Source organism: Rhodococcus sp. NPDC076796 (assembly GCF_040702765.1).
Lineage (GTDB): Bacteria > Actinomycetota > Actinomycetes > Mycobacteriales > Mycobacteriaceae > Rhodococcoides.
Window position 1 is genome coordinate 745,736 of record NZ_JBFBMS010000002.1, and the last position, 13,509, is coordinate 759,244.

15 protein-coding genes are annotated in these 13,509 nt (G+C 64.1%); 10 read left to right on the plus strand and 5 right to left on the minus strand.

All coding sequences use genetic code 11. The features are described from left to right. Nucleotides 1-86: 86 nt before the first annotated feature. The gene (locus AB0366_RS08780; RefSeq protein ID WP_366243506.1) at nucleotides 87-503 is read left to right on the plus strand and encodes a helix-turn-helix domain-containing protein; all 417 of its coding nucleotides are present in this window, start codon (nucleotides 87-89) and stop codon (nucleotides 501-503) included. Between the two features lie 129 nt (nucleotides 504-632). On the opposite strand, the gene AB0366_RS08785 is transcribed toward AB0366_RS08780, so the two are convergent. Continuing rightward, a complete protein-coding gene (locus tag AB0366_RS08785) occupies nucleotides 633-1,268 on the minus strand; it encodes an NAD(P)H-dependent oxidoreductase (protein WP_121871883.1) in 636 nt (211 codons plus the stop codon). A gap of 195 nt (nucleotides 1,269-1,463) precedes the next feature. Next, nucleotides 1,464-2,069: a TetR/AcrR family transcriptional regulator gene (locus AB0366_RS08790; protein WP_366243507.1), complete on the minus strand. Its 606-nt coding sequence runs from the start codon at nucleotides 2,067-2,069 to the stop codon at nucleotides 1,464-1,466. Nucleotides 2,070-2,183: 114 nt separating this feature from the next. Between AB0366_RS08790 and AB0366_RS08795 the strand changes: the two genes are divergently transcribed. From AB0366_RS08795 to AB0366_RS08820, 6 genes are all read left to right on the plus strand, one after another. Next, on the plus strand, nucleotides 2,184-3,761 hold the full coding sequence (locus tag AB0366_RS08795; protein ID WP_366243508.1) for a carboxyl transferase domain-containing protein: 1,578 nt from the start codon (nucleotides 2,184-2,186) through the stop codon (nucleotides 3,759-3,761). 5 nt (nucleotides 3,762-3,766) lie between these two features. Continuing rightward, entirely contained in the window at nucleotides 3,767-5,761 is a 1,995-nt protein-coding gene (locus tag AB0366_RS08800; RefSeq protein WP_366243509.1) for an acetyl/propionyl/methylcrotonyl-CoA carboxylase subunit alpha, read from the plus strand. Continuing rightward, nucleotides 5,758-6,924: an acyl-CoA dehydrogenase family protein gene (locus AB0366_RS08805; protein ID WP_366243510.1), complete on the plus strand. Its 1,167-nt coding sequence runs from the start codon at nucleotides 5,758-5,760 to the stop codon at nucleotides 6,922-6,924. The genes AB0366_RS08800 and AB0366_RS08805 overlap by 4 nt, the downstream gene beginning before the upstream one ends. Continuing rightward, the gene (locus tag AB0366_RS08810) at nucleotides 6,921-7,406 is read left to right on the plus strand and encodes a MaoC family dehydratase (RefSeq protein ID WP_366243511.1); all 486 of its coding nucleotides are present in this window, start codon (nucleotides 6,921-6,923) and stop codon (nucleotides 7,404-7,406) included. The genes AB0366_RS08805 and AB0366_RS08810 overlap by 4 nt, the downstream gene beginning before the upstream one ends. Then, nucleotides 7,403-8,215: a CoA ester lyase gene (locus AB0366_RS08815; RefSeq protein WP_366243512.1), complete on the plus strand. Its 813-nt coding sequence runs from the start codon at nucleotides 7,403-7,405 to the stop codon at nucleotides 8,213-8,215. Before AB0366_RS08810 ends, AB0366_RS08815 begins: the two co-directional genes overlap by 4 nt. Before the next feature lie 78 nt (nucleotides 8,216-8,293). Then, nucleotides 8,294-8,746 carry a MarR family transcriptional regulator gene (locus AB0366_RS08820; protein ID WP_366243513.1) on the plus strand — a complete coding sequence of 151 codons (453 nt, stop codon included), beginning with the start codon at nucleotides 8,294-8,296 and terminating at the stop codon, nucleotides 8,744-8,746. A gap of 3 nt (nucleotides 8,747-8,749) precedes the next feature. Here AB0366_RS08820 and bla read toward each other — a convergent pair whose 3' ends face one another. Then, entirely contained in the window at nucleotides 8,750-9,679 is a 930-nt protein-coding gene (gene bla, locus AB0366_RS08825; RefSeq protein ID WP_366243514.1) for a class A beta-lactamase, read from the minus strand. Between the two features lie 103 nt (nucleotides 9,680-9,782). On the opposite strand from bla, the gene AB0366_RS08830 reads away from it, so the two are divergent. Further along, nucleotides 9,783-10,637: a LysR family transcriptional regulator gene (locus AB0366_RS08830; RefSeq protein ID WP_366243515.1), complete on the plus strand. Its 855-nt coding sequence runs from the start codon at nucleotides 9,783-9,785 to the stop codon at nucleotides 10,635-10,637. Continuing rightward, nucleotides 10,634-11,524 (plus strand): serine hydrolase, encoded by an 891-nt coding sequence (locus AB0366_RS08835; RefSeq protein WP_366243516.1) that lies wholly within the window; start codon nucleotides 10,634-10,636, stop codon nucleotides 11,522-11,524. The genes AB0366_RS08830 and AB0366_RS08835 overlap by 4 nt, the downstream gene beginning before the upstream one ends. 42 nt (nucleotides 11,525-11,566) lie before the next feature. On the opposite strand, the gene AB0366_RS08840 is transcribed toward AB0366_RS08835, so the two are convergent. Next, nucleotides 11,567-12,466 carry an NAD(P)-binding domain-containing protein gene (locus AB0366_RS08840; RefSeq protein ID WP_366243517.1) on the minus strand — a complete coding sequence of 300 codons (900 nt, stop codon included), beginning with the start codon at nucleotides 12,464-12,466 and terminating at the stop codon, nucleotides 11,567-11,569. An 83-nt stretch (nucleotides 12,467-12,549) separates the two neighbouring features. Between AB0366_RS08840 and AB0366_RS08845 the strand changes: the two genes are divergently transcribed. Further along, nucleotides 12,550-12,903, plus strand: coding sequence for a helix-turn-helix domain-containing protein (locus tag AB0366_RS08845; protein ID WP_366243518.1), 354 nt, complete (start codon nucleotides 12,550-12,552; stop codon nucleotides 12,901-12,903). On the opposite strand, the gene AB0366_RS08850 is transcribed toward AB0366_RS08845, so the two are convergent. Next, complete coding sequence (locus tag AB0366_RS08850; protein WP_366243519.1) at nucleotides 12,897-13,490, minus strand: hypothetical protein; 594 nt, start codon at nucleotides 13,488-13,490, stop codon at nucleotides 12,897-12,899. The genes AB0366_RS08845 and AB0366_RS08850 overlap by 7 nt on opposite strands. Nucleotides 13,491-13,509: the final 19 nt, after the last annotated feature.

Here is a 13,509-nt window from a genome sequence, read left to right on the forward strand (position 1 = left end):
GCTTGATCGGACCGGCCGAAGGATCGACGTGGCAGATGCCGGCCGAGAGGCACGTCGAACCCGCCACCGAACGGAGGGAAAGCTCGATGCAGCACCACCCGAGCCCCGCAGCGGCCACTTCCCGTCAGCCAACCGCATCCGAGGCTCCTGGGTATTGCCCCGCCCGCGAACTGTTCGAGGTCCTGTCCAGCAAGTGGGTGATCCGCACCCTGTTGATCCTCGATACAGCGCCTGCAGTGCGCTACTCGGACATCCGTCGACAGCTCCCCGGAATCAGTCACAAAATGATGGCGCAAACTCTTCGCACTCTGCGACGCGACGGATTCATGTCGCGTCACGCGATGCCGGGTATTCCACCTCGCGTCGAGTACTCGCTCGAGCCGATGGGGCGCGAGGTGCTCACTATCGTGAACCGTTTCAAGGAGTGGACGGAGGAGAACATCGATCGGGTTCTCGACAACCGAATCCGCGCCGAGATCGAAGAAGCCGCTTCCCGAAACTGACTCAGTGAGACCTACGGCCACCGACAGCCGAGAAGAGCCATCACTCGAAATCGGTTCTACTACCCAACTATTGACTGGCGAACCCGCCGACCGCCTGGCCACTGGAGTAAGTTCCGGAAATCCCCAGGTTCATGCGAGTACGCCTGTGATCGAGGTGGCTGCTCCGCGGGCCCCCTCGATATGCCCCACAAGATCCGCCTGGGCATCGGCGGTCATCACCGTCGGCGAGAAGCGTTCGTAGGTGATGTCCTGGATTCCGATGAACCGGAGCCAGTCATCGACGAACGGCTGGGCGAAGTCGGAGCCGAATGCTGCGCTCACCCCGGGGTGGAACACCCCACTGGTCAGAGACACGAAGGCTCGCTTGTCGGCCAGCAATCCGCTGTAGCCGGCCTCGGGGTCGAAGCCGAACGACCATCCCGGCTGCGTCACGATGTCGACGAATTGCTTGAACTTGTACGGCACACCTGCGTTCCACAGCGGCAACGCGATCGCATACACATCGAACTCGGCAAAGGTCTCGAACAACTCCTTGCACTCACCCCACAGTTTCTGCTGCTCGGCGGTCTGCTCTGCGCCGCTGAACACCGCCATCTTCGCGTTGGCGGCGACCGTGCCGAACTCGGGCAGGTTCATCTCGAACAGATTCCAGGTGACGACCTCGGCACCGGAGGCAGCCAACTCGGCCACGTACGTCGCAGTTATCTGCGCGGAGAAGGAGTCGGCACCACGGGGTGACGCAACTATTTCCAGGACCTTCGTCATCGGAACCCACTTTCGTCGAGGAGTCTGCACTGATGCGCAGACCAATTGGAACCGACATGGAGACGAACGCACAAGAACGCACTTCGAGGTGAGTGTGCAACTCACTTACAGGTGAGCTGCCCGTAATCCTCTACTCCGACGCTGACGCCCACATCGAACTCCGCTGCTCCGCAACCGAACTGAGCGGATCCGAAGCTACGGCGCAGCAACCCCCAATGCCCTGAGCGCCATTGCGCGCAACACGGGACGAGCATTTTTCGACGGAGTACGCCCCGCACTGTTGGGCGTGGAGTTGATGAGGCCGAAGACCGCGTGTGCCGTAGTTCGAGCGTCGGCCTCGTTCAGTTCCGGGCCGACGGCGCAGAGCACCCCGACCCAGAGTTCCACGTACTCACGCTGCATTCGGCGCACCTTGCGTCGAGCGCCCTCCGGAAGACTCTGTAGGTCGCGATCCTGGATTCTGATGAATGCCGGTGTGTCGAAGGCAAAGTCGAGGTGGAACTCGACCAACGCAGACAACGTATCCACGGCAGCCCCACCACGATCGACCACCGCACGGCCACCGTCGAGCAGATACTCCGAGATCCCGACCATCAGCTCGACGAGCACGGCTTCCTTGTTCGGGAAGTGACGGTAGACGGCCGGTCCGCTGACACCGACTGCCGCGCCCAGATCCTCGAGTCGCACCGAGGTGAATCCGCGTTCGGCGAACAGCGATGCTGCGGCATCGAGCAACTGCTGTCGACGCTCGGCCTTGCGCTGCTCACGCACCGTCGTCGGCTTTGCCTCCAACTCCTGCACTGGCTCCCCCTCGACCCTGGACTCTCAGTTAATCGTAGTTTACTATGATGTCAGTTATCAACCATTAACTGAACTCCTGTGACACCGGCGTCCAACCCCTAAGGCGTGCACCTCATGGCAATCGATATTGCTGCCAACCGGGCAGATCACGAGCTTCTCACCAGTGAGCTGGCCGAGCGGCTCGCCGCGGCGGCGCTCGGCGGTAGCGAAAAATCCCGGGAACGCCACATCGCGCGAGGCAAACTCCTCCCCCGCGACCGCGTCGACGAGCTACTCGATCCCGGCAGCCCGTTCCTGGAGATCGCGCCACTGGCTGCCAACGGTCTCTACGACGACGAGTGCCCCGGCGCGGGAGTGATCGCCGGCATCGGCCGCGTCTCCGGTCGCGAATGCGTCATCATCGCCAACGACGCCACCGTCAAGGGCGGCACGTACTACCCGATGACGGTCAAGAAGCATCTGCGCGCGCAGGAGATCGCCCTGCAGAACACCCTGCCGTGCATCTACCTCGTCGACTCGGGCGGCGCATTCCTCCCGCGTCAGGACGAGGTGTTCCCCGACCGCGACCACTTCGGCCGTATCTTCTTCAATCAGGCGACCATGAGCGCCAAAGGAATTGCGCAGATCGCCGCGGTCATGGGTTCGTGCACTGCAGGCGGTGCCTACGTGCCGGCGATGAGCGACGAAGCCATCATCGTCAAGAACCAGGGCACCATCTTCCTCGGCGGCCCGCCACTGGTGAAGTCCGCGACCGGCGAGGTCGTCACCGCAGAAGAACTCGGCGGTGGTGATCTGCATTCCAAGATCTCCGGCGTCACCGACCATCTCGCCGAGGACGATCGAGACGCACTACACCGGGTCCGCCGAATCGTGTCGACGCTAGGGCCTCGCACTCCACGCCCGTGGGACGTCATCACGACGCGTGATCCGGTAGCCGACCAGACCGAGCTCTACGACGTCGTCCCCACCGACCCCCGCACCCCGTACGACGTGCGTGAGGTGATCACCCGGGTGGTCGACGGCGGCGAATTCGACGAGTTCAAGGCCGAATACGGCAAGACTCTCGTCACCGGATTCGCCCACGTCCACGGTCATCCCGTCGGAATCATCGCCAACAACGGTGTGCTGTTCGCCGAATCTGCCATGAAGGGCGCACATTTCATCGAATTGTGCGACAAGCGCAGTATCCCGCTCGTCTTCCTGCAGAACATCTCCGGCTTCATGGTCGGCCGCGACTACGAGGCAGGCGGCATCGCCAAACACGGAGCGAAGATGGTCACCGCCGTGGCGTGTGCCCGTGTCCCCAAGATCACCGTCGTCATCGGCGGCTCCTACGGCGCGGGCAACTACTCGATGTGCGGCAGAGCGTATTCACCACGTTTCTTGTTCATGTGGCCCAACGCGCGAATCTCGGTGATGGGCGGCGAGCAGGCGGCGTCGGTGCTCGCGACGGTGCGCAGCGAACAACTCGACGCTGCAGGTCAGCCGTGGAGCGATGAGGACCAGGAATCGTTCAAGGCTCCGATCCGTGAGCAGTACGAAAGCCAGGGCAACCCCTACTATTCGACGGCCCGCCTGTGGGACGACGGCATCATCGACCCGGCCGATACCAGGCAGGTTCTCGGACTGGCCCTCGCGGCGTGCGCCAATGCGCCGCTCGAGCCGGTCTCCTACGGCGTTTTCAGGATGTGACCGACATGACCACGATAGACACCGTTCTGATCGCCAACCGCGGCGAGATCGCCGTGCGGGTGGCACGAACGCTGCGCCGCATGGGGATTCGCACCGTTGCCGTCTACAGTGACGCCGATGCCGACGCCCGCCACGTCCACGAGGCCGACACCGCGGTACGCCTCGGTCCCGCCAACGCACGCGAGAGCTACCTCGACATCGCCAAGGTGATCGCCGCCGCGAAAGCCACAGGAGCACAGGGCATTCATCCCGGATACGGATTCCTCTCCGAGAACTCAGAGTTCGCAACCGCCTGTGCCGAAGCCGGGATCGCATTTCTGGGCCCACCGGCAAAAGCCATCGAAGTGATGGGCGACAAGATCGCTGCGAAAGCCGCCGTCAGCGCATTCGGCGTGCCCGTCGTCCCAGGAATCTCTCGCCCCGGCCTCACCGACGCCGACCTCATCGCCGGCGCGCCGGACGTCGGATTCCCGGTACTGGTCAAGCCCTCCGCCGGTGGCGGCGGCAAGGGTATGCGTCTGGTCGAGCGCGCCGAGGATCTACCCGCCGCGTTGACCAGCGCACGCCGGGAAGCGGCGTCGTCGTTCGGCGACGACACCCTCTTCCTCGAGCGATTCGTGTTGCGGCCCAGGCATATCGAAGTCCAGATCCTCGCCGACGGACACGGCAACGTGATCCACCTCGGCGAGCGCGAGTGCAGCCTGCAGCGCAGGCACCAGAAGGTCATCGAAGAAGCACCGTCGCCCTTGCTCGACGAAGTAACCCGGGCACGCATCGGCGAGGCCGCCTGCAACACCGCTCGCAGTGTCGACTACTCCGGCGCCGGCACAGTCGAATTCATCGTCTCGGCCGAGCGCCCCGACGAGTTCTTCTTCATGGAGATGAACACTCGTCTCCAGGTCGAGCACCCGGTCACCGAGATGGTCACCGGCCTCGACCTCGTCGAATGGCAGGTGCGGGTGGCATCGGGCGAGCCCCTGACCCTCGCGCAGGACGACATCACGCTCACCGGACATGCGATCGAGGCCCGCGTCTACGCCGAGGATCCCGGCCGCGGATTTCTCCCCACCGGCGGTGCCGTCGTCGGATTGCGCGAGCCATCTGCGCCGGGGATCCGCGTCGACTCCGGTCTAGCCGTCGGAACGGAGGTGGGCAGCAACTACGACCCCATGCTCTCGAAGGTCATCGCGCACGGACCCGATCGCGCGACCGCACTGCGCAGCCTCGATCGTGCACTGGCCGACACCGCAGTGCTCGGGGTAGTCACCAACATCGAGTTCGCACGGTTCCTGCTCGCCGACAACGACGTTCGCGCCGGCAATCTCGACACCGGGCTGCTCGATCGTCGCGTCGAACATTTCTCCCCCACCGAGGCAACCGACGAGGCTCTGATCGCCGCTACGGCAGTGCAGTGGCTCGACGCGTGGCAGGCCGCGGGACAGGACATCTGGGCGGCACCATCGGGGTGGCGAGTCGGAGCGAAAGCGTCGTTCCATCAGCGCCTCGCGTCCGGAGGTCGGACGGCGCATGTGGCCATCACCGGCACCGCGACTGCGGCGACGGTCGTCGTCGACGACGGATCGCCACGCATCCTCCGGGCAACGGCCACGGAGGATTCGGTGAATCTGGTGATCGACGGTCTACGCGAATCGATGGCCGTCGCCCGAATCGGCTCGGCTACCTGGATTTCCAGCTCCCGCGGCACCTGGCGAATCGATCGGATTGCCGAGGCGAGCGTCCGCGAGGACGATGCGCACTCCGGTGATGCCGAGATCCTCTCGCCGATGCCGGGTTCGATCATCGCGATCGGCACCACCACCGGCAGCGACGTCACCGCAGGCACGGCCATCGTCGTCGTCGAGGCGATGAAGATGGAACACACCCTGACCACCCCGATCGACGGCACCGTCGAATTGACTGTCGCCGTGGGGGATCAGGTCCGCGTCGATCAGATCCTCGCCCGAATCGTTCCCACACCCACCGAAGAGGACCAGCCATGACCGATCACCTGTCGTCGTCGAATCTGCCCGACGAGTACCAGCAACTGGTCAAATCCGTTGCCGACTTCACCCGCACGGTCGTCGCTCCGGTCTCGGCGAAACACGATGCCGAGCATTCCTTTCCGTACGAGGTAGTCGCCGGCATGGCGGAGATGGGCCTGTTCGGCCTGCCGTTTCCCGAGAAGTTCGGCGGCATGGGCGGCGACTACTTCGCGCTGTGCCTGGCGCTCGAGGAGCTCGGCAAGGTCGATCAGAGCGTCGCCATGACCCTCGAAGCCGGCGTCTCGCTCGGTGCCATGCCGGTGTACCGCTTCGGCAACGACGCACAGAAGCAGCAGTGGCTGCCCAAGCTCACCGCAGGCAAGGCCCTGGCCGCGTTCGGCCTGACCGAACCCGGTGCCGGCAGCGACGCCGGCGGCACCAAGACCACCGCCAAGCGCGACGGTGGTGACTGGATCATCAACGGCAGCAAGCAGTTCATCACCAACTCCGGCACCGACATCACCGAGCTCGTCACCGTCACTGCAGTCACTGGCGTCGACGAAGCGACCGGACGCAAGCAGATCTCCTCGATCCTGGTTCCCACCGACACTCCCGGCTTCGTCGCCGAAGCGGCCTACAACAAGGTCGGTTGGAACGCCTCGGACACGCATCCGCTCAGTTTCACCGATGTGCGCGTGCCACAGGAGAATCTGCTCGGACAGGAAGGACGCGGGTACGCGAACTTCCTGCACATCCTCGACGAGGGCCGGATCGCGATCGCCGCGGTGTCGGTCGGAGCGGCGCAGGGCTGCGTGGACGAGAGTGTGAAGTACGCCAAGGAGCGTGAGGCCTTCGGTGCTCCGATCGCGCGCAATCAGGCGATCTCGTTCAAGATCGCCCGCATGGAGGCCCGCGCACACACCGCGCGAACCGCGTACTACGACGCAGCGGCATTGATGTTGGCGGGCAAGCCGTTCAAGAAGGCGGCATCCATCGCCAAGCTCGTCGCCTCCGAGGCCGCCATGGACAACGCGCGCGATGCGACGCAGATTCACGGCGGCTACGGCTTCATGAACGAGTACGTCGTCGCTCGCCACTACCGCGACAGCAAGATCCTCGAGATCGGCGAAGGGACAACCGAGGTCCAGTTGATGCTCATCGCGCGGAGCCTGGGACTGTGAGCGACAAGCGAATTCGCCAGCGCGGCTTGTGGTTCGAGGAGATGGAACTCGGCACCGTCTACGAGCACCGACCCGGCCGTACCATCACCGAGGCCGACAACACGCTGTTCACCACCCAGACGATGAACACCCAGGCCCTGCACCTGGACGCGGCCTACAGCGAGACAACACCTTTCGGCCAGCGACTGGTGAATTCGATGTTCACCGTGTCCACGCTCGTCGGACTGTCGGTGACGCAGTTGACCCAGGGCACCATCGTGGCGAACCTCGGCTTCTCGGAGGTGTCGTTCCCCAAGCCACTGTTCCACGGCGACACCCTGTACGCCGAGACCGTGATCTCGGACAAGCGGGAATCGAAATCTCGCCCCGGAGAGGGCATCGTGACGTTCACGCACACCGGCCGAAACCAACACGGGGACGTCGTCGCAGTCGCAGTCCGCAAGACGCTCGTCCGGATGCAACCACCGGAGGAGGCGTCGTGACCTGGGTTCCGCCGGGGCCGGCGTGGCTGTTCTGTCCGGCCGATCGCCCCGAACGGTACGACAAGGCCGCGGCTCGAGCAGATGTGGTCATTCTCGATCTCGAGGATGCCGTCGGCGCTGCGGACAAAGCGGGTGCTCGTGAGTCCGTGGCCACGACCCCGCTGGATCCGGCGCGCACCATCGTCCGCGTCAACGCGCACGGAACCGACGATCAGGCCGCGGACCTCGAGGCGTTGAAGCGCACCGACTACACGACTGTCATGCTTCCCAAGTGTGAATCTGCTGATCAGATAACAGCACTGACTCCGCTGAATGTCGTCGCGCTGATCGAGTCCCCACTGGGTGCGATGACAGTGTTCGACGCGCTCGCCGCCGACAATGCGATCGGTGCCATGTGGGGTGCCGAGGATCTGGTGGCCGCCATGGGCGGCAATTCGAGCAGGCTGTCCGACGGCCGGTATCGCACTGTGGTGCAGCATGTTCGGTCGCAGACCTTGCTCGCAGCCAAAGCACGCGGGGTGTTCGCATTGGACTCGGTGTTTCTCGACATCCCCGATCTCGACGGTGTCCGCGCGGAAGCCGACGATGCCGTGGCCGTCGGCTTCGACGGCAAGGTGGCCATTCACCCGAGCCACATCCCCGTCATTCGCCAGGCCTACGCGCCTACTGCCGAGGAAATCGACTGGGCCACAGCCGTGCTCGACGCCGTCTCGCACAATCGCGGCGTCTTCACCTTCCGTGGCCAGATGGTCGATGCCCCGGTGCTGGCGCATGCTCGACGCATCGTCGCACGCAGTTCCCTCTCCTAGCCGAGTACTTGCACGCGCCGTTAATTGTCGGCGCGGTATGGTGGGTGGTCACGAGTACAGGTACGGAGAGGCACGGCAATGAGCGCACACGACCCCGCCCTGACAGCGCTGGCGCAGAACTGGTTGGCGCTGTCAGTGCTGCACGGCCGTATCGAAGGTCGCATCGAACGCGCGCTCCAGGCCAACCACAACCTCAGTGCCCGCGAGTACTGGCTGCTCGACGTCCTGGGCAGGCAGCACGACGGAGTCGGCGGACATCTGCAGATGAAGCAGGTGGCCGACGCCATCGTGCTGAGCCAGAGCGCCACGACCCGCCTGGTCACGCGCCTCGAAGATCGCGGCCTGCTCACTCGCTACCTGTGTCCGACCGATCGACGCGGCATCTACACCGACGTCAGCGAAGAAGGACTTGCACTGCTCGAAGCGGCCCGACCTACCAACGACACGGCGCTGCGCGAGGCCCTCGACGACGCGTCGACCGAGCCGGATCTCGTCCCATTGGTCGACGCCGTCCGACGCGCCGAGAGCTGAGAATCACTGCAGTTCGTCGAGAACCGTCCGGGTCGTGTCGGCAACAAGGGCATTCATAGCGGGTGAATCCTCGACACCAGAGGTCGTCGTACTCAGGACGACCACCAGGACCTTCTGTCCGTCGGGTCCGAGCAACAGCCCTGCGTCGTTCGAAACGCCGTAACTACCGGTGCCGGTCTTGTCGGCCGAGGTCCATTGTTCGGGGATTCCAGCGCGGAACCGGGCGTCGGAAGTCTGGGTGTCGGCCATCCACGCCAGCAGCTGATCGCGCGAGGCCGGAGTCAGTACGTCGCCGTCGAGCAGGGTTCGGTAACCGGCAACCATCGAGTTCGGCGTCGTGGTGTCGCGCGGATCCCCCGGAATGGCAGTGTTCAGGTCCGGTTCGGTGCGATCGAGCCGGAATTCGGTGTCGCCCAGTGACTGCGCGAACTCGGTCAGCCGTGCGGTTCCGCCTGCCTCGCGGATCAGAAGATTGCCGGATGTGTTGTCACTCTTGGTCAGCGCGGCTGCCGCCAAGTCTGCGATCGTGACGACCGACCCCGGTGCCCAATCGACTGTGGAATCGGGCACCTTGTCTTCCGCGGTGATCGTTCTGGTGTCGGTCAGCTGCAGTTCTCCGGCATCCACGGCTGCGAGAACTGCGCCGACGGCATACACCTTGAATGTCGAGCAGAATGCGAAACGTTCGTCACCGCGATACGTTTCGGTCGAACCGGAGACGAGATCGATGGCACTGACGCCGAGACGAGCGGTGTCCCTTGTCTCAAGTTCGAGATAGTTCTGGTCGGCCGAGGCCTGTTCGGTGGCGGACTGGGACGTGCTCGTGTCGGGTCGTGGTGGTTCGGTAACGGTCGTCGAGGAGCAGGCAACGCCTGCGGTCAGCGTGGCAGCGGTGATCAGGGTGATAAGTCGGGTGGTTGTCGAGGTACGCATGCCGACAGCCGATCACATACAACCGCGCTCGAGCCAAGTCGCGAGACACGGTTCGGCCATACCGGTTCGGTATCGGAGCAGGTGAGCGTGTTTCAATAGGTCGGTGGATCTGGTTCGCCATCTCGAATACTTCGTCGCCGTTGCCGAAGAACGTCATTTCGGTCGTGCCGCTGCCACTCTCGGCGTGACGCAGCCACCTGTGTCTCGGGCGATCAAGGTCCTGGAGAAGCACCTCGGACTCACGCTCGTCGAGCGGACCCCCGACGGCGCCATCATCACCGAGCACGGAGCCGCACTGCTCCCTCGCGCGCGGCTGATCGTCGACGACGCACGCCGATTGACCACCACCGCAATGTCACTCACTGCATCCGGGACGGTACGCATCGGCCTGATCCCGCAACTGGACGACGCAATCGCCGCGCGGATCGCGGCATCCGTGGGCCTTCAGGCGCGGCTGGAGACCGGCAGTGCGGTGTCGTTGCTCGATCGCCTGCGGGCACACGAGCTCGACATCGCGGTGATCGACCATCCGGTGGTCCTCGACCGACTCGCAGCGGGCCCCGTCATCGCATTGCCCCGACTGGTCAGCGTTCCTGTGGGTCACCGATCGATGCAGGCGCAGCGCCCACGGTTGACGATGCTGTCCGATCTCGCCTTCGCAACCACGCCGAGGACTGCAAATCCACCCGCCCACGATCTGCTTCTCGACGTGTTTCGACGTCATGCACTCGATCCAGAAGTACGGATTGCGAACACCTTTCGCGATGTCGCGATCGGCGTCGCGTCGGGTCACTGTTTCGGTCTCGTTCCGGCCGGGAATCGCCCGCTACCCGGTACCGCGCACCTCGATCTCGCGGCCGAGGACGTCGCACTGCGAGTGCGGATCGTGCGTCGAGACGAAGAGGAGGGATCGCTCACGCACGTGATCGACCGAATCCTGTTGCAGGCCAGCCGATGAATCATATCGACGAGCAACTGCGCGCAGTGTTCGCCGACGCCGGCTGCCGCGGTTGGGTGCGGGCCGAGCGCATCGACAGCGTCGGTTCGATCGTCGATCTGGAGGGTGACGATCCAGTCGTCGCCGCGTCGGTATGGAAGCTGGTCCTGCTGGTTGCAACAGCACGGGCATTCGACGAGGGTGTCTTGACTGCGACCGATTCGGTGCGTCTCGTTCCGGCACAGTGCAGTCCTGGGCCGACGGGCATCGCGAGTTGCGCCGATCCGGTGACGATGAGTTGGCGCGATGTGGCTCGATCGATGATCACCGTGTCCGACAACGCAGCTGCCGACGCGTTGCTCGGCGCTGTAGGACTCGACGCGATCGCGGACGTTATCGACTTTCTCGGGCTGCAGGACACCCGGATCGTGGGCGGCACGGAGACTTTGGGTGCTCAGATCGTTCGCGACACGGGTCGACTGAGTGCGGACGAGGCGTTGGGCCTGCTGGCGAGCAACTACACCGTGATCGACAGTGCCGGTTTCGATCCTGCCTACACCTCGTGCACCACACCCCGCGACAGCAATGCCGTTCTGCGGGCCATCTGGTCGAACTCGGCCGCATCGCTTGGACAGTGCACATTCATGAAAGAGGTTCTGTCGCAGCAGGTGTGGCCGCACCGGATCCGCAGCGGAATTCCGTACCCGGATGTCGAGGTCGCGGGCAAGACCGGCACCATCGGGCCCATTCGCAACGAGGTTGCAGTGGTGTCGTTTCCCGGCGAACATCCCGTCGCGGTTTCGGTGTTCACACGTGCGGCGCGCATGGATCTGTATCTGCCACTGGTGGATCAGGCCATCGGCACGGTCGCACGCATCGCAGTCACAGCTGTGCGTCAATCACCGTAGCCGGCAACATCGTGACCGAGAGGCAGCCTCGGCGGTCGGGCATCAACGACGCACGTGATGCCCGGCCGTGAGAAACTCCTCGCCGACGACGTCCCAATCGGTACCGCCAGGCCATCGCGTCATCGCCCGCGCGGAGACAGCCCGAACGACCTCGGCCAACGCCGGATCGATTCCGACCTCGCGGCTCGCAGACACGATGTGTTCCAGAAACGACAGACACATGTCCAACCGAGCGTCTCCCCCGTCGTACGTCCGCCGCTCGGCAGACGACGTCAACCCAGCGAGCGATGCACCGAGAGTCTGCACGATGCCCTGCGAGTAGGGCAGAAACCGCGATGGGTCGATGCCATGTGCGGCAGCCAATGCGGTCGCGTGCAGATGCGCGTACATCCCGGCGATATAGACGTCGAGCATCGCGAGGTCGAGCACAGCCGGCACTGAATGATTCAGTCCCACAACATCACTGACGCCGCCCATCGCGTCGAACATCGGCTCCAGCTCTGACATATCGGACTCGGACCCTGCGTAGAGCGCACAGCACTCGGCGGTTCCCACCATCGGGGTCGGCACCATCACCGCACCGGAGACGTATCGAACGCCGAGTTGGGCAGCGTGATCGGCAGATTCGGTGGCCTGAGCAGGAGTGCCCGTCGATACGTTGACAACCACTCGGCCCGCCAGTGCCGAAGCCACCCGTTCGATCAACACCCGACTGGCGTCGTGATCGCGTACGCAGATGACTACGAGGTCGGTCCGATCCACAGAATCCGTGAGCGACTCGACGAGCTCGATTCCCCTGAGGCCGAGCTCGTCGCGCGATCTCGGGGACCGATTCCACGCACGAACCTCGAACCCCTTCGCTGCTGCTGCGCTCGCGATCGCTGTGCCCATTGCACCGAGCCCGAGAACTGTGATGGTCGGTCGATCGACTGTTTCCGTCATGTCAGAAATGATCGACGCAAGCATCGGGTTCGTCGAGTACGCACAATGAAGTGCGTACGAACCCGACGGTAAGCGAGGCAACGATGAACGATCGACAGAAATGTGGCGTCAACGTGGTCTTCGACCTCATCGGGTCGAAGTGGAAGCCAACAATTCTGTGGCGGCTGGGCGAAGGTGACCGACGGTTCGCCGAGCTGCGACGGTCGATCGGGCCGATCTCGGAAAAGGTTCTCGCGGAACAGTTACGGGAACTCGTGAGCGATGGGCTCGTCGTGCGCACTGCCGGTAACGGCTTCCCTCTGCGCGTGGACTACGGACTCACTGCGGACGGTGCCGAGCTGAACGCACTACTCGATCCCATCGCGGAGTGGGGCGACCGCATCGAGGCAAAAACCTCTGCCGCGCAGGCGACCGATACGGGCCTCGTCGATCAGTGACGTGCCCTTCGGAGTATCCACACCGTTCCGGCAGCGAACAGCACGGCGGCGACACCGATACCCATCCACTGGACGATCGATATGCCCTGCGGATAGTCCGCGGCGGCACGCTCGTCCGCTGTCACGGCTCGGGGTTCTCCGAACTGCTTCAGCGTCGCGGCCCGCGTGAGTTCGTTGGTGGACAGGGTTGTTGCCGAGCACATATTCACCGACCACGGTGCGTTCTGTGTGTCGTAGGTGCCGGCGAAGACGAGGTACTCCTCCTTCAGCTCGAAACCGGTTCCACACGCTGCGCTGTCACTTGCAGTGGACAACGTCGTCTTCGCGCCGACATCGCCACGGAATATCTCGCGGACATCGAAGTCGTAGTAGACGGTGAAGCCTGCTCGACGCTCGGCGACCGCCGTTCCGGTGAACACCGCGTTGTCCCCCGAGGCGAAGTCCGCGAGTTGCTGCTCGGCCTGCGTTCCGTCTGTGATGTAGGCACACGAGCAGGCATGAGCGACGCCCGGCCGAGCGAACGTCAACGCGACCGTCAGCGGCGCGGCGAGAGCAACGACGAGAGCACCGCGAATCACACGTTTCATACCGATCAGTCTCACACAG